Consider the following 17,920-nt stretch of genomic DNA (forward strand, 5'->3'; position numbering starts at 1 on the left):
TTATTGCCTGTGGGGTTCATGGTTTGTTTGTACGCTACAAAAGTATGGCGCAAAAAAAAGCCCGCACCAAGATGGCGCGGGCTTTAGCTTAGCACTTAACAGCGCTGATTAGCAGCTGTAGTACATGGCAAACTCAACGGGGTGAGTGGTCATGTTTAAGCGCTGGATTTCTTCTTTCTTCAGCTCTATATAGGCGTCGATCATGTCGTCGTCCATAACGCCGCCGGCGGTTAAGAACTCACGGTCAACGTCTAAGGCATCCAAAGCCTGCTCCAAGCTAGAGGCCACTGTTGGGATTTCGGCAGCTTCTTCTGGAGGTAGGTCGTATAGGTCTTTATCGGCCGCATCGCCAGGGTGTATCTTGTTTTGTATACCGTCTAAGGCCGCCATTAATAGCGCGGTGAAGCATAGGTATGGGTTGGCTGCGGGGTCAGGGAAGCGTGCTTCTATACGGCGAGCCTTAGGGTTGGGTACATAAGGGATGCGTATAGAGGCCGAGCGGTTGCGGGCAGAGTAGGCCAGCATTACTGGGGCTTCAAAACCGGGTACCAAGCGCTTATAAGAGTTGGTAGAAGGGTTGGCAAAGGCGTTAATAGCGCGGGCGTGCTTGATGATGCCGCCTATGCAATACAGGGCATCTTCTGACATGCCAGCGTAGGCATCACCAGACATGAGGTTGTTGCCATCTTTAGATAAAGACATGTGTACGTGCATACCTGAGCCGTTATCACCCACTACTGGCTTGGGCATAAAGGTGGCAGTTTTGCCGTAGGCGTGAGCTACATTGTGTACGCAGTATTTTAAGATTTGTACTTCGTCAGCTTTAGGCACGATGGTGTTGGCGCCTACACCTATCTCACACTGGCCGGCAGTGCCCACTTCGTGGTGATGTACTTCTACGGGTAAGCCCATGGCTTCCATAGCGTTACACATGGCGCCACGCAGGTCGTGTAAAGAGTCAACCGGAGGTACGGGGAAGTAGCCGCCCTTAACGCTGGGGCGGTGGCCGGTGTTGCCATCGGTGAAGCTTTTGTTAGAAGACCAGGCCGCTTCTTCAGAGTTGATTTCAAAGCCTACGCCAGACATTTCGGCATGCCATTTAACATCGTCAAATACGAAAAACTCAGGCTCTGGGCCAAATAATGCGGTGTCGGCGATGCCGGTGGCGCGCATATAGGCTTCGGCGCGCTCAGCGATAGAGCGTGGGTCGCGGCTATAGCCTTGGCCGGTAGTGGGCTCAACAATGGTGCAGCGCAAGTTTAGGGTAACATCGTCAGTGAAAGGGTCGATAATGGCGGTGGAGTCATCAGGCATTAAAATCATGTCTGAATCGTTAATGCCTTTCCAGCCTGAGATAGAAGAGCCGTCAAACATTTTGCCTTCTTCGAAAAAGCCTTCGTCTACTTCTGACACGGGCAGGGTAACGTGATGCTCTTTGCCTTTGGTGTCGGTAAAACGTAGGTCTACCCAGCGAACATCGTTGTCTTTAATTAAGTTCAGAGTGTTCTCTGACATGTTGAGCTTCCTCTTAATGAAGGTTGTTAATTAATATGGTTTACAACTATAGCTGCAGTTGTTTCGATTGCGAGTGAGTATATAGGGTTTTGCCGTGGCTTACCTTAGCGCAGTCGCTATCACTATATGGGTAGCTAATAGCAAGCGCTGTGCCAGTTTGGAGTTCTGGCTAACTATTTGAAAAATAAGGGGTTTATTTTAAATTTGGGCAGCGGCTAAATTCTTGCGCACCATTCTGGTGCTGATCCGCCCTGTGTTGGTGCGTTGTTGTGAAAGATTGGGGTGGCATAAGTTCGCTAGTGCTGTGAGTAAGCGTTTTGTTGTTGGCTAAACTGGGTATAATTGCCGACCATTTTTTACCCTGTGTGCAGAGTCAGTGACATTATGAAGTTTATCGTCAAGTTTTTCCCTGAGATTACCATTAAGAGCAAACCTGTGCGCAAGCAGTTTGTGAAGAACCTTAGCGATAATCTTAAAAAGCTACTGCTGCCTTTGCACGAGTCTGTGCGCATACAAAAAGATTGGGATAAATTGGTAGTGCATTGCGACTCTAATGATGAGCAGCTGCGCGGCCAAATGATAGATACCCTGGCTTGCACCCCCGGCATAGCCTACTTCTTGGATGTGGTGGAATTCCCCCTAGGCGATATGCACGATGTATTTGAAAAAACGCAGCAAATCTGGGGGCAGCGGCTGGCGGGTAAAACCTTTGTGGTGCGCTGTAAACGCGCCGGTAAACACGACTTTAACTCCAATGATTTAGAGCGCTATGTGGGCGGTGGGCTGCTACAGCATACTGATGCTGCAGGGGTAAAACTGCGCGACCCCGATGTGACAGTTAATTTGGAAGTGCGCGACGATAAGCTCTATGTGGTTAACGACAGGCATGAAGGCTTGGGTGGTTTCCCATTGGGCAGCATAGACCCAGTACTGAGTTTAATCTCGGGTGGTTTTGATTCCACCGTCTCTACCTACCTCACTATGAAGCGCGGCATGCGCACCCACTTTTGCTTTTTTAACTTGGGTGGCCGCGATCACGAGATAGGGGTAAAAGAAGTAGCCCTGTATTTGTGGATGAAATACGGTGCCAGCTCGCGGGTGCGTTTTGTGACAGTACCTTTTGAAGGGGTGGTGTCAGAAATTTTAAAAAATATAGATGACTCGCAAATGGGGGTGGTATTAAAGCGCATGATGTTGCGTGCCGGTGCCAAAGTGGCGCAGTCTTTAAATGTACAGGCGCTGGTAACGGGTGACAGTGTGGCGCAGGTGTCCAGCCAAACGCTTACTAATTTAACCGTGGTCGATGCCGCCACCGATATGCTGGTGCTGCGGCCATTAATCACCATGGATAAGGGCGATATTATTAAGCTCTCTGCCCAAATTGGCACCGAGCCCTTTGCCGCCGCCATGCCCGAGTACTGCGGTGTGATTTCGGTGAAGCCCACCACTCGCGCCAAAATGGATAGAATAGAAAACCAAGAGCAAAAATTTGATTTCGATTTGATCGACAAGGCTGTGGCTGAAGCGCAGTTTGTTAATATTGATAAAATCGATTTGGCTGAAATGGCCACCACCGAAGTGGAGGTGCTAAACGTACCCATACAAGACGGCATTATTATTGATGTGCGTCACCCCAGCGAAGAAGAACGCAAGCCTTTGGTGATTAAAAATGTGGCTATAGAAAAAATTCCCTTTTACGAATTACACAGTAAATTTGCCGAGCTGGATAAAAGCAAAGTTTATTTATTATATTGCGATAAGGGGGTAATGAGCCGCCTGCATGCTTCGCATTTGGTGGAGCAGGGGTATGGCAATGTTAAGGTCTATCGCCCGCTGTAGTTTCTAGTTGCTTGTTATACCAATTAAATAAAGCATTAAACTCTCTCAGCCTGGTGGGGTTGAGGGAGTTTTTTATGGCCAATAGTTTTTCTACTACTGCGATGGCGGCATCAAGGCGCTGTGCTTTTATCAGCATGGCTGCTTGTTCTGAGAGGGTTCTAGGGTCGGGGGCAAGTGCATAGGACTTGTTATAGTAGCTGAGGGCAGTGTTCATGTCGCTGCGGCTGGCGAGCCGCGCTTTGATTAATAGTATTTCGGCTGTTCGGCGATCGGCGTAACCGCTTATAGTATCTAGTAGTTGGATGAAGTTATTGAGATCTAATGACTGGCACTGGCCATCTACAAAAAGCTTGCTGGTTTGGTGTAGGGATTGCTGGCCGTAGGCACTTAAGGGGTGCTGGCTATAGTGCTTTAGTAAGTGGGGGTAAAAGTCTTTGCTAAAGCTCATGGGGCCAAAGCAGCTTACTTTAATTAAGTGCAATAATGGCCCTGCATCAGTGGGATTGAGTTCAGCTGCGCGGGTGAGTAACCGCGAGGCTAAACTGATCTCATTACGCAGTAGTAGTTGATTGGCATAGGCAACATGGCTGCGGGCTGAACGGGGGTGGTTGGCGGCATTAGCCTGGTAGAGGCTTAACTCATTACCCCACAAACTGGAACGTTCGTAACTGCTTAGCGCTAGGTGACTAATAAAAAGAGCGGCAATAACAATAAATATTTTTTTATGGCTGAGTTTAACTATGCAGCCAGCAAAGATAAAAGCTATGCCCGCCACAGCTAAATAGTTTCTATGTTCAAACATCATTTCCAGTGGTAGCACGGTAGATTCAATCAGATGGCTGCAATAAAACCAAGCTATACCCAGTGAGATAAGTGGTAGTTTGCGTAAGCTGATTATGGCGCTGCCTGCTAGTGCTATATGTATTAATGCTGCTGGTAAGGCCAGAGACCAGCTGCCGATTATTTTGAGATCATCATGAAAAATACCCATGTCGTTGATGTTGGGGAGTATGATCATTTTTAAGTAATAGGCGACTACCCAAAGCTGGGTGTAGCAGCGCTCAACCAGAGTAAAACTGCGGTTGTTGTAATTAATGAGGCCCGGATGGCTTAGGGCGTAAATTGCGCCTAGCAGCAAAGGGGTGGCAATAAATAGATACCAGCTTAATTGCAGAATTTTGCTGGCATTGTTTTTATTAAAGCGAAACAGTAGTGCTTCTAGCAGTAGTAGGAATACTGGAATTAATGCGCCGTTTTCTTTGCTAAATAAAGCCAACAGTAATGATGTAGGCAGTACGCAAAAAAGCCAAAAGCCTTGCTGTTGTGGCTGCTGCCTGGCGCGTAAATAGCTGTACATTGCTAGCAGTGAAAACAAAGTTGAGAGCTGAGCCATGCGCTGCACTGGGTATAACACAGTGCTGATATGTAAGGGGTGTAATAACCAAAAGGCAGCACTTAATAGCGCGGCCCATTGCTGTTGCTTATGGTTAAAGTGCAGCGCTGAAAAAATACGGCGCGCGGTAAAAAATAACACTATGCCTATGCACAGGTGTATCAATATATTATGTAGTTTAAAGCCATCGGGCTCTGGCCCGCTGCTGTACTGGCTAAGAGCAAAGCTGAGCGCTGCAACAGGCCTTTTTAAGCTGCCGCTGGTATTGGCCCAAGTGGCGGCGGCTAATTCATCAAAAGTAAATGCTTGAATAAAGGACTTGGGGATATTGCTTTCATCGTCAAATAAAAACGGCCCGCTAATGCCTGGCCATAGCATAGCAGCGCTGCACAACAATAAGCCCAATAACAGGCCGTAGTGCAATACTTGTTGGCGTATCACAAGAATGGTTTTTACGTTTAGGCGTTTAACGTCCAAGCCTAGGGCTGCTCATATTAATATTTGAGATTTTTAATTTGCCACTTTCCGGTGCGGCTTCGTCATGCACTAAGGTAATGGTGAGTTCGGCCTGGCCGCCGCTGTATTGCACTATGCCGCTATAGCTAATGTATTTGTCACCTAGCAGGCTTAGGGCGCTGGCCAGTCGCGAAAAGTGCAGTTCGACTATACCCTCGTAGCGGTCTAAGGGACGGTACAGATCTAAAACATTGCTCAGTTGCTGAGGGCTAACCACGCTTTTAGCCGCGCTGGATAGGTACTGGCTGAGGTCGGCGGCTTGCCAGCTGTCTATATCTTGCAGCATGGCGTGAATTTGATCGGGGGCTATGGCGCGGTAGTGGGCTTCTTGTTTGTTGGTATAAACAAATAGCGCGGCCACCAGGGCTAATAAGGCAATAATGACTAGGCGCATACGTACAGGGTTGGACATGTTAGGCACTTCTTTATTATGGGATGGCAGCGGTTTTGCTGCGTATTCTAACGGTAATAAAGCCTGGGCAGAAGTGTAGCGCCGCAGTCAGGTGCTGTATTGGTGAATAAACGCTGTCTGTTAACAAACTTTCGTGTATAATTTGCGCCCTTTTTGACCAGCTTCAGGTAACCTCTTGTGATTGAGAATCTACGTAATATCGCCATTATTGCCCACGTTGACCATGGTAAAACTACCTTGGTTGATAAACTATTAAGTCAGTCGGGTACGCTTGATCGCAAAGACGAAGGTTCTGAGCGCATCATGGATTCTAATGACCAAGAGAAAGAGCGCGGAATCACTATACTCGCTAAAAACACCGCGATTAAGTGGAACGACTACCGCATCAACATCGTCGATACCCCAGGGCACGCCGACTTTGGCGGTGAGGTAGAGCGCGTACTGTCTATGGTCGATTCGGTATTACTACTGGTAGACGCGGTAGACGGCCCCATGCCGCAAACTCGTTTTGTTACCTCTAAGGCTTTTGAGCAAGGCCTGCGTCCCATAGTTGTTATCAATAAAATCGACCGCCCCGGTGCTCGCCCTGATTGGGTAATGGATCAGGTATTTGATCTGTTTGATGCCTTGGGTGCCACCGATGAGCAATTAGACTTCCCCGTTATTTATGCCTCAGCCATCAATGGTATAGCCGGTACTGATCCGGAAGATATGGCTGAAGACATGACCCCTTTATACGAAATGATAGCCGAGAAAGTGCCTGCCCCGCAGGTAGATCCAGAAGGCACTTTCCAAATGCAGGTGTCTGCCCTAGCCTACGATAGCTACGTAGGTGTTATTGGTGTAGGTCGAATTACGCGCGGTAAATTAAGACCCAACCAGCAAGTTATCGTAAAAAGTGCCAATGGCGATGAGCGTAAGGGTAAGGTCTTAAACGTAAAAGGCTACCTGGGTTTAGAGCAGGTAGAAACCGATGAGGCTTCTGCCGGTGATATCGTTTGTATAAACGGCATAGACGGCTTAAGTATTTCAGATACCTTGTGTGACCCTGCGGCTGTTGAAGCTTTGCCACCGCTATCGGTAGATGAGCCCACAGTAAGCATGACCTTTATTGTTAACGACTCACCTTTTGCCGGTACCGAAGGCAAGTTTGTGACCACCCGTAATATTAAGGACCGCTTAGACCAAGAGCTAATCCACAACGTAGCCTTGCGCGTAGAGCCAGGCGATACACCTGACAAATTTAAGGTTTCTGGCCGCGGTGAATTGCACTTATCAGTATTGATTGAAACCATGCGCCGCGAAGGTTTTGAGATAGGCGTATCTCGCCCCGAAGTTGTGCAGCGTGAAATTGACGGTGAAATTCAAGAGCCTTTCGAGCAAGTGGTGATTGATGTTGAAGAGCAGCATCAAGGTGCCATTATGGAAGAGTTAGGTTTGCGTAAAGCAGAAATGACTAACATGGAGCCCGATGGCAAAGGCCGTGTGCGCTTAGAATTTATTATGCCTTCGCGTGGCTTAATTGGCTTCCGCGGCGCTTTCTTAACCATGACCTCTGGCTCGGGCATTATGACCAGTATCTTCGACCACTACGGCCCGGTAAAAATGGGTGATGTGGGCAGCCGTCAAAACGGTGTATTGGTGAGCATGGTTAAAGGTAAAACAGCCGCTTTTGCCCTGTTTAACTTGCAAAGCCGTGGCCGCCTGTTCTTGGGCCATGCGGTAGATGTATACGAAGGCCAAATCATAGGCATACACTCGCGCTCTAACGATTTGGCGGTTAACCCAATCAAAGGTAAGCAGCTTACTAACGTTCGCGCCTCGGGTACTGATGAGGCGCTAACTCTAGTGCCGCCCATCAAGCACACCTTAGAGCAAGCGTTAGAGTTTATCGAAGACGATGAGCTAGTAGAAGTAACGCCTAAAAGCATACGCATACGCAAAAAATTATTGACGGAAAATGAGCGTAAACGCGCCAAATAACCAAAAGGATAATTTGCGTATTTGATAGTGCAATTGGTGCTAAGCGAACGCTTGCTTGGCACCATTACAGCCTCTATGCTGTTTCTGGTGATGTGAACGCCGTCACACTTTGTTGAAGTGTTAGATTATAAAAAGGCTGTCAGGTAGACGGCCAAAATAAAAACAATGGAAGCCTATTTGCGGTAAGGCTACCCCCAGAACATAGAGGTTTTGAGGTGACAGTACATAAGTTTAGCCCCCTATCTATAGAGGATGCCGCAGCCCGACGCGCCGCGACCAGCCCCTATAATCTATCCCATTATTTACGGCGTCCCAGCCCTGTTCATGCGGCTAGTTCCAGCCTTAGTAATTGGCGCCTTAAATTAGACCAACAGCGTCAGCTAGCGGCAGCTCTATTAATAGGTATGGCCCTATACTGTGGTTTTTTAGCCGTTGAGTTGCTAGTTGCTGGCCGCCACTTAGAGGGCGCGGGTTTATTGCTGTTAATGGTTTTGCCCGTGCTGGTGGTACGCAGGCAGCTGCGCTCTAAGCTTAACTGGCCATCTCAGCTTATTGTGGCTTCCGCTATATTGCTGTTATACAGCTATCTATTATTTAAGGGCGGCGAGCTACAGGGGGATGTGTTGTGGGCCTTAACCATGGCGCCTGCCTTTTTCTTTTTGTTGGGGCATTTCTGGGGTGGTGTGTGCTTCGCTTTGGCCTTAGTGATTAGCATAGTCGTATTTTTTGCCCCTTCTACCGTGTCAGTACTGATTACCGCCCCTTTAATAGAGGGCGATTTTGTTGCCAAAGAGCGTTTTTTAGGCGTGTTTCTGCTCTTGGGGGCCTATAGTTTTTTGGTGGAGTACGACCGCAGCCGGGTGATTGATTCACTGCTTAGTAGCCGTGACAAGTTACGGGTACAAGCTAGTACCGATGAGCTGACTGGCTTAGCTAACCGTCATCATATGCGTGAGTGTTTGTCGCAGCAGGAGCGTCGCTGCCAGCAGCGGCAGGAGCGCTATGGTTTGATACTGGCCGATATAGATCGTTTTAAGCAGATTAACGACAAGTTTGGCCATGACTGTGGTGATTGCGTGATTGCCCAAGTCGCCGATGCCCTGCGTAATACCCTGCGTGACGAGGATGTTGTGGCGCGCTGGGGAGGGGAGGAGTTTTTAGTGGTGCTGCCGGATTCCGATAGTGAAAATGCTAGGTTGGTGGCGCAAAAACTGCGTGAAGCCGTAGCGCAGCTCACCCTAGAGTATGAAGGCCACGCTATTTATCCCACTCTCAGTTTTGGCGTAGTATCAGGTGATCAGCATCAAAAAGTTCAAGATTTAATCTGCCAGGCAGATCACTGCTTGTACCAAGCTAAGCATAAAGGCCGCGACTGTATAGTCTATGCCTAGCGCTAAGTGACTTAGTTATGGGCAATATAGCTATTATGGGCGATACTTAGTCAGTTCGTTCTAATAAGGATATAGCAGTGCTGCCTCTGTACCCCGAAATTAAGCCCTATGCTCGCCATCAGCTTGCGGTTGATGAGCCTCATGTACTCTATGTTGATGAAAGCGGTAGCCCCGATGGCATACCCGTGTTGTTTGTGCACGGTGGCCCCGGTGGCGGCTGCGATGGCAATAGCCGCCGTTTTTACGACCCTGAAAAATACCGCATTATCACCTTTGATCAGCGTGGCGCGGGGCGCTCTACCCCACACGCCGAATTAAGCTTAAACACCACCCAGCATCTGATTGCCGATATAGAAGCTATACGTGAATTTTTAGCTATTGATCAATGGATGTTATTTGGTGGTTCTTGGGGTTCAACGTTGAGTTTATTATATGCCCAGGCCTATCCGCAGCGGGTATTGGCTTTGGTGTTGCGCGGTATCTTTTTATGCAGGCCGCAGGAGTTGCAATGGTTTTACCAAAGCGGCGCTCATCATGTGTTCCCCGACTACTGGAAAGACTACATCAGGCCCATAGCTGCTGATAAACGCGATGATTTTATCAGTGCCTATTACGAGCTGTTAACGGGTAGCAATGAAATCAAGCGCATGGAGGCGGCCAAAGCATGGTCAGTATGGGAGGGGCGCTGCTCCACTCTGCGGCCTAATCCCGATTTGGCCGAGAGTTTTGGCGAGCCCCATAAGGCTTTAGCCATGGCGCGTATAGAGGCGCATTATTTTGTTAATCACGCCTTTATTGAAAATAATCAAATCCTCGATAATGTCGATAAGCTGGCAGGTATCCCCGGAATTATTGTGCATGGCCGATACGATATGGTCTGCCCTTTGGATAGCGCAGTTGCACTATACGATGCCTGGGAAGACAGCGAGCTACATATTATTCGTGATGCCGGTCATTCCGCTAGCGAGCCCAGCATAGCCGATGCTTTAGTGCGTGCCACTGAAGATATGGCTGTTAGATTACGTCCCGAAGATAACCCCTAATTATTACGAGTTAATTTTTTGAAAGCATTAATACAACGCGTGACTCAGGCGCGAGTCACAGTGGCGGGTGAAACCGTAGGCGAAATACAACAAGGTTTATTGGTATTGCTGGGGGTGGAGCGCGACGACGACACCGCCAAGGCCGATAAGCTGGCAGAGAAATTAATCGCCTATAGGGTTTTTGCCGATGAGGCGGGCAAAATGAATTGCAGCCTAAACGATATCAATGGCGGGTTATTGCTGGTGTCGCAATTTACTTTGGCGGCAGAAACCAAAAAAGGCTTACGCCCCGGTTTTTCAACGGCCGCCGCTCCCGAGCTAGCACAAGATTTATACCGCTATATGATAGCAGCGCTAAAAGCCAAAGCCGTTGCAGTGCAAACCGGTGAGTTTGGCGCAGACATGCAGGTAAGTTTAACCAATGATGGCCCCGTCACATTTTTGCTAGAGGTATAGAATAAAAATTCTTATTCATTGATCTTTGAGTAAGCTGTGATAGTCTTTTTGTGGCGCTGATTTGCTACCTTAATATTCAGCGTTAACGAATTGATATCAATACCATCCCATAGGGGGCAATTATGAAACGGATTATAGTAAGTGCAATGTTATTAGCAGGCTCAACAGTGGCCATGGCCGAGGCACCAGGTGGCCCAAACTGTGGTTGGGGTAATATGTTGTTTGAAGGCCAGTCTGGCCTGCCTTCTCACATAGTGGCATCAATTACCAATGGCACCAGTGGTAACGCTACTTTTGGTATGACTTCTGGCACCAACGGCTGTAGCACTTCTGGCACGCTGACTTACGGCGGTAAAGAAATGATTAATGTGGGGGCTTTATTGGATGAGTTTAGTGAAGACGTAGCCCGTGGCGACGGTGAAGTATTAAGCGCTGTAGCAGTATCCTTAGGTGTTAGCGCCGAAGATAGAGTGGTATTTAAGCAAGCCATGCACAATAACTTTGACAAAATTTTTCCATCAGCTGATGTGACTACTGAGCATGTATTAGCCTCTATGTGGTCGGTAATGCAGTCTGATGCACAACTAGCTAAGTACGCATCCTAAGCTATTCGTGGCGGCCGTTCTGGCCGCCACTATTTTCTAATACTATATTCTCCAGGAACTGTGACGTATGAGTCTTATACGTATGAGCATTGTGAAATGGCTCGTCGTTGTTGGCCTGTGCTACGGCTGTACGCTGGCGTTGGCAGAGCAGCAGCTATTATCTGAGCAAGCCCTGCAACAATCTGCTAGGGATGGCCAGTGGTTAAATTTATTGCATTATAAATCCAAAGACCCCAATAATTTTTGGCGCAATAATTTTCACAGCTATGTTGATGATAAAACATTTTTTTTAAGCCCTAGCGGTTACAGTAATCCTGTGGCTGAATTACGGGCAACGATTAAGGCTTTTGTAGAAGACGCAAACAGCCAGTGCAAATACCCCGCTAGAAAACTATGGTTGTTAAATCGTCACCCGCAATTGGCTGAGCAATTACCTGCAGTAGACTGTGCCGACTATGAACAGTGGCGCAAAAACATAGATGCTCAACAATTGGTTTTGGTGTTTGCCTCTAGTTATATCAACAGCCCCTCGTCCATGTACGGCCATACCTTTTTGCGGGTAGACCCTGGCAATATAGAGCAGGGCACTACCTTGCTTTCCTATGCCTTGAGTTTTGGTGCCAATATACCCGAGCATGAAAATGGTTTTTTATACGCCTATAGAGGTTTGTTTGGCGGCTACCCCGGCACCTTTGATGCCAAGCCTTATTATGAAAAGGTTAAAGAATACTCGCGCATGGATAACCGTGACCTATGGGAGTATCGCTTAGATTTTAATCAGCAGGAGTTAACCCTGTTTATGGCTCACGCCTGGGAGCTAAATCTGGTTAATTTTGATTATTATTTTTTTGATGAAAACTGCGCGCTGCGCTTAATGGAATTATTAGATATAGCCCGCCCCGGTTTGGAGCTGGCGGCAAAATTTACCGATGTAGCCATACCCATAGACACGGTGCGAGTGGTAACCGAAGCGGGATTGGTAAACGATGTTTATTATCGCCCCTCTAACCAAGTAAAACTGCAGCATGCCCTGGCAGCGCTAAATGAGCAGGAGCAACGCTTAGCCGCGGCCTTGGCGGAAGATGAAAGCTTATTGCAAAGTGCGGCCTATAGTGAATTAACCGCAGCGCGCCAGCAATTAGTTGCCCACACCGCTTACAGTTACCTGCGTTATAAAACCAATAGCCTGCCTCGCGACGCAGCAGTAAGCCGTAGAAACTTGGCTTTATTGCGGGCGATTAAAGCCGGGCAAGCGCCTATCAAACTTCCCGCTATAACCCAGCCAGTGGCGCCAGAACAGGGTCATAAAACCAAGATGTGGGCCTTGGCACTGGGTGAGGAGGACGGTAAGGCTTATACCGATGTAGAATTTCATATGAGTTATCACGACCTGCTGGACAACCAAAACGGTTACCCCGCCAAGGCCTCGCTTAATATGGGGCGCATCATTTTTCGCGCCAAGGCCGATGAGTCTGTGCAATTGCAGCGCCTAGATTTAATAGAGATAGCCTCATTAGCGCCTAGAGATGAATTTTTTAAACCCCTGTCGTGGCGGGTTAATGCCGGCTTAGAGCGCCAGTGGGTGGGGCAAAAGGATGAACTGGCCAGCCAGGTCAATGGCGGTGCCGGCGTGGCCTATAGTTTGTACGGTGATCTTTCAGGCTACGCCTTGGCCAGCCTGCGCTTGGAATACAATGAAGGCTTGGCAAAAAATCTTGATCTTGCTCCCGGTGCGGCTTTGGGTTTGCTGTGGGGCAATGGTAAGCATCAAGCTTTGGTCGCCGCCGAGCATTACCGTTTTTTGGATGGGGTGGAGCGCAATAGTTTGAGTGTAGGCTATAACTGGTCATGGGATGTGAACCATGCTTTACGCCTGATGTTTAACCGCCGCCTGCAGCAGTCGCATGATGTGAGTGAAGCCAGTGTTTCTTATAGATATTATTTTTAACTCCCGCACGCGCCTAGGCCTACTCGCGTTGAGTCTGTGCTTAGCGGGCTGTGAGAGTTTATTTTTTTACCCCATGAAGGAGCATGTGCGCAGCCCCGCCGATATAGACTTGGCCTATAGCGATGTGCGCATAGCCAGTAGTGATGGGGTGAGCTTGCACGGCTGGTTTTTACCGGCCCAGGGCGAGGCCAAAGGCACGGTGTATTTTTTACACGGCAATGCCGAAAACATCAGCACCCATATCGCCAGCGTTTATTGGTTACCTGAACGTGGTTATCAAGTATTTATGTTGGATTACCGCGGCTATGGTCTATCTACCGGCGTGCCTACTTTACCCGAGGTCTTGGTGGATATTAAAAAAGGCTGGCAGTGGTTGTTGCAGCAGCCACAGGTACAGCAAGTACCGCTTTATATTTTAGGTCAGAGTTTGGGTGCAGCTATGGCGGGTTATGTGGTGGCCACCGAGCCAGAGTTAAAAAAGAGCCTGACGGCTGTAGCGCTAGATGCGGGTTTTGCCAGCTATCCGCAGGTGGCGAAAGAGGCGGCCGCCAAGCATTGGCTAACGTGGCCTTGGCAGTGGGCGGTGCATAGCCTGTTGGGGGATGAATACAATCTCGAGAAGGTGATTGGGCAAATACCGCCAACCCCTTTGCTGCTGATTCATGGCCGTCACGATAACATTATTTCGGCGCAGCAAATTCAGCAGCTCTATGACAGGGCGGGCCAGCCTAAACAGTTACTGCAATACGATGGCCCGCATATCGCCACCTTTCAACAGCCCGTTAACCGCAAGTATTTACTGCGGTTTTTTGCTCAGGCTGCGGCAGGTGAGCTAGTCGCCCCTTAAGTGCAGGGGCTGGTTTGCTTAATGCTCGTGGCCACCCTTGCCGTGAGCATGGCCGTGGGTGATTTCCTCTTCGGTGGCGGGGCGCACGTCCATTACTTCTATATCAAAGCGCACCGTTTGGTCTACTAAGGGGTGGTTTAAGTCTACGTCTACATTAAATTTGCCCACTTTAACCACGGTGCCTACTTGCATGCCTTGCTCGGTGTTAATGCGCACGGTTTGGCCGGGTTTCATTTTGCCTTCATGCTTTAAGTATTTGGCGGGTACGCGCTGTTGCATGCCCTCTTTGCGTACGCCAAAGGCATCTTCTGGGGCTAGCTCTACTTCTATTTTGTCGCCGGCAACTTTGCCCGCTATGGCGTTTTCAACACCCGCTAGCACATTGTTATGGCCAAATAGGAATAGGCTGGGGTCGCCGTTTAGGCTGCTTTCAATTTGTTCGCCTTGGGCGTCGTATAGGCTGTAGTGAAAGCTCACTACGCTGTCTTTGGTGGCTTGCATGATAAAACTCAACAATAGTAGGTAATAGTGGGTGATTTACGATTAAAGGGGCGCTATGGTACGTGTTTTTAACCAGCCTGAATAGCTAGCCGGAGGCCGCCGTGGCCGACATTTTACCGTTTAAGAAAGTACCGTTAAAACAAAAATTTAAGGGCCATACCCTGTGTAGGCAGGGCCATCATAAATGGCGTATAGCCACCGAGCGCAAGTTTGATGTTAAGCAGGGCAAGCTGGTGACCGAGTATCGCTGCGAGCGCTGCCATAAAATCAAAATCAAGGCGCTGTAGTTGCGCTTTTACTAGCTTAACCAGGGTAGGAGATACACCGTGATAAAAACGATAATGCTATGTGTTGCCGCAGTTATATTGGTGGCCTGTGCTGCCAGTGAGCGCAGTGTGCCTGACGCGGCTGGCCGCTGCGCAGAGCCACGGCCGGAAATCTGCACCCGCGAGTACCGCCCGGTCTGTGGGGTGCAAACTAATAGCTTGGCAAAAACCTATGGCAATGCCTGTACAGCTTGTGCGGATGGGCAGGTTATTTATTACTTAGAGGGGGCTTGTAAGGGGCGGGCGCCGCGCTGAGCGGCTGTAGTCGTGCGGCCTATGGGCTTAGCGAGTGAGTTTGTTTTCTATATCGGCTAGCAACTGACGCACCACGTCGGCACCTTCTACTGACTCTATTACCATGGCCAGTCCCAGCATGTGCTCGGCTATGACCTTTTTGACTGAAAGATTATGGGCTTCGGCGCGGTCGCGCAGCAATAAAAATGCACTGGCGCCTATCTCATCGATTTGCTCCTGTTCAGTCATGGCGGGGTTGGGGCTGCGAAATCGCTCTAGTTCGACAACATTGCTAATCGGTGGCATGGGGTGGTTCCTGGGGAGTGATAGTGGCGTTGTTTAATTGCTGTACAGTATAAGTTTTAAGCGGCCGCGTGAAACTAAGTAATTACCCATCCCAGCCTGCGTAAAACACCTATGATGGCTGGTAACGGGCTGATTTCTCAGAGATAATCGTGGCTAATTTTTTGCTGTGTTGGCCCTTGTATGCACAGCAGTAACACACTTAGCACTACGTAAGTCAGGAACCCTCTATGTCACAGCAGGTTATTATTGGTGAAGATGGGGTAGAGCAATTCTCCCTCAAGCATTACACCGAAAAAGCATACCTCGATTATTCCATGTACGTTATTCTCGACCGGGCCCTGCCTAATATAGCCGACGGCCTTAAGCCGGTGCAGCGCCGTATTATCTATGCTATGAGTGAGCTGGGCCTCAAGGCCGGAGCCAAATACAAAAAGTCTGCTCGTACCGTGGGTGACGTAATAGGTAAGTTCCATCCGCATGGCGATAGCGCCGCCTATGAGGCCATGGTGTTAATGGCCCAGCCTTTCTCCTACCGCTACCCGCTAATCGATGGCCAGGGTAACTGGGGCTCGCAGGATGACCCTAAATCCTTTGCCGCCATGCGTTACACCGAATCTAAATTACATGGCTTTGCCGATGTGTTGTTATCAGAGCTAGGCCAGGGCACGGTAGACTGGCAGCCCAACTTTGATGGCACCATGGACGAGCCCAAGGTGCTGCCTTCAAGAGCACCCTCGGTATTGCTTAATGGTGTTACTGGCATAGCGGTGGGCATGGCGACTGATATCCCCCCGCACAATGTACGGGAGGTGATAGGCGCCACCATACACATGTTAGAAAATCCCAAAGCCACCGTGACGGAACTAATGGAGTTTGTGCAGGGTCCCGACTACCCCACCGAAGCAGAAATTATTACTGCCCCCGCCGACATACAAAAAATGTATGAAACTGGCAAAGGCAGCATGCGTATGCGGGCGATATGGCAAAAAGAAGGCCCCGATGTGGTTATTACCGCCTTGCCGCATCAGGTATCGGGTTCAAAAATATTAGAGCAAATAGCCGCACAAATGCAGGCCAAAAAACTGCCCATGGTAGCGGACTTACGCGATGAGTCAGATCACGAAAACCCCACCCGTTTGGTGATAGTGCCGCGTTCCAATCGGGTAGATGTAGAGCCCATGATGAACCACCTGTTTGCCTCTACCGATTTAGAGCGCACCTATCGCATCAATATGAATATGATAGGCATAGATGGTCGCCCACAGGTGAAGCCGCTTAATCGTATTTTAAGTGAGTGGTTAGAATTTAGAATAGACACTACCACTCGCCGTTTGCAGTTCCGCTTGGATAAAGTGCTGGAGCGCTTACACAAATTAGACGGTTTATTAATTGCCTTCCTCAACATAGATGAAGTCATCCATATTATTCGCACCGAAGACGAGCCTAAAAAAGTATTAATGGCCCGCTTTGAGTTAAGTGAAGTGCAGGCCGATTACATACTCGATACCAAGTTGCGGCAATTAGCGCGTTTGGAAGAAATGAAAATACGCGCCGAGCAGGAAGAGCTAAACAAAGAGCGCGAAAATCTAGAAACCACCTTAGGCTCACCCAGACGACTAAAAACTCTGGTGAAAAAAGAGCTACAAGCGGTAGTGGACGAATACGGTGACGATAGACGCTCACCCATAGTCAGCCGTGCTGAGGCTCGCGCCTTTAGCGAAGAAGAATTAATGACCACCGAACCGGTAACCGTGGTGCTGTCAGAAAAAGGCTGGATACGCTCAGGTAAAGGCCATGAGTTAGACCCTGCCGCGCTGAGTTATAAGTCGGGGGATAACCTGCACTTAGCCGCCCGAGGTAAGTCTAACCAATCGGTGGTCATACTGGACTCCAGTGGCCGCTCTTATACTGTTGCTGCCCATAGCCTGCCCTCGGCTCGTGGCCAGGGCGAGCCGCTAACCGGTCGCATTAACCCGCCTTCGGGAGTGCGCTTTGAAGGCTTATTAATGGGTAAGGCTGACGATTTGTATTTGCTTGCCTCTGATGCTGGCTACGGTTTCATTGTTAAGTACGAAGATTTACAGAGTAAAAATAAAGCCGGTAAAGCAGCGTTAACCCTACCTAAAGGTGGCCGCGTGCTACAGCCTTCGCCGGTAGGTGAGGCCGAAGGTGCTAACGTCGTGGCGGTGAGCAATGAGGGCCGTATGCTGTTGTTTCCCATTGCCGACTTGCCGGTGATGGCGCGCGGTAAAGGTAATAAAATTATCGGCATACCCTCGGCGCGCTTACAAGCCCGTGAAGAATTTATGGTGGGCGTACAGGTGATACGCGCAGGCCAAAGCTTGCGGGTACATGCTGGCAAGCGTTACCTAAATATGAAATTTAACGAGCTGGACCACTATGCCGGTGAGCGTGGCCGCCGCGGTAATAAATTACCCCGTGGTTTTCAGAAAGTTGACCGTATAGAGGTGCTGGATTAATCCAGCACCCAGCTAGTCTATGCAGCTAAATACTCCCATACGTTATCTGGGTTTTGTTATCGCCAAAACCTACCTCAACATGACGGCCACCCTGTGGGCCATCATGTTTTCTATTCTTTGGTAGC

At 49.1% G+C, this 17,920-nt stretch carries 16 protein-coding genes; 11 read left to right on the forward strand and 5 right to left on the reverse strand.

All coding sequences use genetic code 11. The annotated features are described in order from the left end of the window. Positions 1 to 108 precede the first annotated feature (108 nt). Positions 109 to 1,515 (reverse strand): glutamate--ammonia ligase, encoded by a 1,407-nt coding sequence (glnA, locus tag NO559_RS09785; RefSeq protein ID WP_258331640.1) that lies wholly within the window; start codon positions 1,513 to 1,515, stop codon positions 109 to 111. Between the two features lie 384 nt (positions 1,516 to 1,899). Between glnA and thiI the strand changes: the two genes are divergently transcribed. Beyond that, positions 1,900 to 3,354: a tRNA uracil 4-sulfurtransferase ThiI gene (gene thiI / locus NO559_RS09790; protein ID WP_258331641.1), complete on the forward strand. Its 1,455-nt coding sequence runs from the start codon at positions 1,900 to 1,902 to the stop codon at positions 3,352 to 3,354. On the opposite strand, the gene NO559_RS09795 is transcribed toward thiI, so the two are convergent. Both NO559_RS09795 and NO559_RS09800 read right to left on the reverse strand, forming a co-directional pair. Then, positions 3,332 to 5,224, reverse strand: a complete 1,893-nt coding sequence (locus NO559_RS09795) for a hypothetical protein (protein WP_258331642.1) — start codon at positions 5,222 to 5,224, stop codon at positions 3,332 to 3,334. The two genes, thiI and NO559_RS09795, sit on opposite strands and share 23 nt — an antisense overlap. Beyond that, the gene (locus NO559_RS09800) at positions 5,214 to 5,675 is read right to left on the reverse strand and encodes a hypothetical protein (protein ID WP_258331643.1); all 462 of its coding nucleotides are present in this window, start codon (positions 5,673 to 5,675) and stop codon (positions 5,214 to 5,216) included. The genes NO559_RS09795 and NO559_RS09800 overlap by 11 nt, the downstream gene beginning before the upstream one ends. 177 nt (positions 5,676 to 5,852) lie before the next feature. On the opposite strand from NO559_RS09800, the gene typA reads away from it, so the two are divergent. The 7 genes from typA (at position 5,853) to NO559_RS09835 (ending at position 13,948) form a co-directional block, all read left to right on the forward strand. Next, positions 5,853 to 7,658 (forward strand): translational GTPase TypA, encoded by a 1,806-nt coding sequence (typA, locus tag NO559_RS09805; protein ID WP_258331644.1) that lies wholly within the window; start codon positions 5,853 to 5,855, stop codon positions 7,656 to 7,658. Positions 7,659 to 7,873: 215 nt separating this feature from the next. Beyond that, positions 7,874 to 9,049: a GGDEF domain-containing protein gene (locus NO559_RS09810; protein WP_258331645.1), complete on the forward strand. Its 1,176-nt coding sequence runs from the start codon at positions 7,874 to 7,876 to the stop codon at positions 9,047 to 9,049. A gap of 77 nt (positions 9,050 to 9,126) precedes the next feature. After that, positions 9,127 to 10,092 carry a prolyl aminopeptidase gene (pip, locus tag NO559_RS09815; RefSeq protein WP_258331646.1) on the forward strand — a complete coding sequence of 322 codons (966 nt, stop codon included), beginning with the start codon at positions 9,127 to 9,129 and terminating at the stop codon, positions 10,090 to 10,092. An 18-nt stretch (positions 10,093 to 10,110) separates the two neighbouring features. Further along, on the forward strand, positions 10,111 to 10,548 hold the full coding sequence (dtd, locus tag NO559_RS09820) for a D-aminoacyl-tRNA deacylase (RefSeq protein WP_258331647.1): 438 nt from the start codon (positions 10,111 to 10,113) through the stop codon (positions 10,546 to 10,548). 122 nt (positions 10,549 to 10,670) lie between these two features. After that, positions 10,671 to 11,153, forward strand: a complete 483-nt coding sequence (locus NO559_RS09825) for a DUF3015 domain-containing protein (protein WP_258331648.1) — start codon at positions 10,671 to 10,673, stop codon at positions 11,151 to 11,153. 67 nt (positions 11,154 to 11,220) lie between these two features. Next, positions 11,221 to 13,101, forward strand: coding sequence for a DUF4105 domain-containing protein (locus tag NO559_RS09830; protein WP_258331649.1), 1,881 nt, complete (start codon positions 11,221 to 11,223; stop codon positions 13,099 to 13,101). After that, on the forward strand, positions 13,076 to 13,948 hold the full coding sequence (locus NO559_RS09835) for an alpha/beta hydrolase (RefSeq protein WP_258331650.1): 873 nt from the start codon (positions 13,076 to 13,078) through the stop codon (positions 13,946 to 13,948). The genes NO559_RS09830 and NO559_RS09835 overlap by 26 nt, the downstream gene beginning before the upstream one ends. An 18-nt stretch (positions 13,949 to 13,966) precedes the next feature. Here NO559_RS09835 and NO559_RS09840 read toward each other — a convergent pair whose 3' ends face one another. Beyond that, positions 13,967 to 14,449: a peptidylprolyl isomerase gene (locus tag NO559_RS09840; RefSeq protein ID WP_258331651.1), complete on the reverse strand. Its 483-nt coding sequence runs from the start codon at positions 14,447 to 14,449 to the stop codon at positions 13,967 to 13,969. 101 nt (positions 14,450 to 14,550) lie between these two features. Here NO559_RS09840 and NO559_RS09845 point away from each other — a divergent pair, with 101 nt between their 5' ends. Together NO559_RS09845 and NO559_RS09850 are read left to right on the forward strand one after the other, a co-directional pair. After that, positions 14,551 to 14,736, forward strand: a complete 186-nt coding sequence (locus NO559_RS09845) for a hypothetical protein (RefSeq protein ID WP_258331652.1) — start codon at positions 14,551 to 14,553, stop codon at positions 14,734 to 14,736. A 39-nt stretch (positions 14,737 to 14,775) separates the two neighbouring features. Beyond that, positions 14,776 to 15,030, forward strand: coding sequence for a hypothetical protein (locus NO559_RS09850; protein WP_258331653.1), 255 nt, complete (start codon positions 14,776 to 14,778; stop codon positions 15,028 to 15,030). A 27-nt stretch (positions 15,031 to 15,057) separates the two neighbouring features. Here NO559_RS09850 and NO559_RS09855 read toward each other — a convergent pair whose 3' ends face one another. Next, positions 15,058 to 15,315, reverse strand: a complete 258-nt coding sequence (locus NO559_RS09855; protein WP_258331654.1) for a hypothetical protein — start codon at positions 15,313 to 15,315, stop codon at positions 15,058 to 15,060. Positions 15,316 to 15,542: 227 nt separating this feature from the next. On the opposite strand from NO559_RS09855, the gene parC reads away from it, so the two are divergent. After that, positions 15,543 to 17,795, forward strand: coding sequence for a DNA topoisomerase IV subunit A (gene parC / locus NO559_RS09860; protein ID WP_258331655.1), 2,253 nt, complete (start codon positions 15,543 to 15,545; stop codon positions 17,793 to 17,795). The last annotated feature ends 125 nt before the right edge of the window (positions 17,796 to 17,920 follow it).

This window comes from Dasania sp. GY-MA-18 (assembly GCF_024734385.1).
Classification (GTDB): Bacteria; Pseudomonadota; Gammaproteobacteria; order Pseudomonadales; family Dasaniaceae; genus Dasania; species Dasania phycosphaerae.

Bases quoted from the DNA above. Each gene is read 5' to 3' on its own strand.
- glnA (WP_258331640.1), bottom strand. From the start codon at position 1,515: ATGTCAGAGAACACTCTGAACTTAATTAAAGACAACGATGTTCGCTGG.
- thiI (WP_258331641.1), top strand. From the start codon at position 1,900: ATGAAGTTTATCGTCAAGTTTTTCCCTGAGATTACCATTAAGAGCAAA.
- NO559_RS09825 (WP_258331648.1), top strand. From the start codon at position 10,671: ATGAAACGGATTATAGTAAGTGCAATGTTATTAGCAGGCTCAACAGTG.
- parC (WP_258331655.1), top strand. From the start codon at position 15,543: ATGTCACAGCAGGTTATTATTGGTGAAGATGGGGTAGAGCAATTCTCC.
- NO559_RS09830 (WP_258331649.1), top strand. From the start codon at position 11,221: ATGAGTCTTATACGTATGAGCATTGTGAAATGGCTCGTCGTTGTTGGC.
- NO559_RS09800 (WP_258331643.1), bottom strand. From the start codon at position 5,675: ATGTCCAACCCTGTACGTATGCGCCTAGTCATTATTGCCTTATTAGCC.
- NO559_RS09855 (WP_258331654.1), bottom strand. From the start codon at position 15,315: ATGCCACCGATTAGCAATGTTGTCGAACTAGAGCGATTTCGCAGCCCC.
- NO559_RS09840 (WP_258331651.1), bottom strand. From the start codon at position 14,449: ATGCAAGCCACCAAAGACAGCGTAGTGAGCTTTCACTACAGCCTATAC.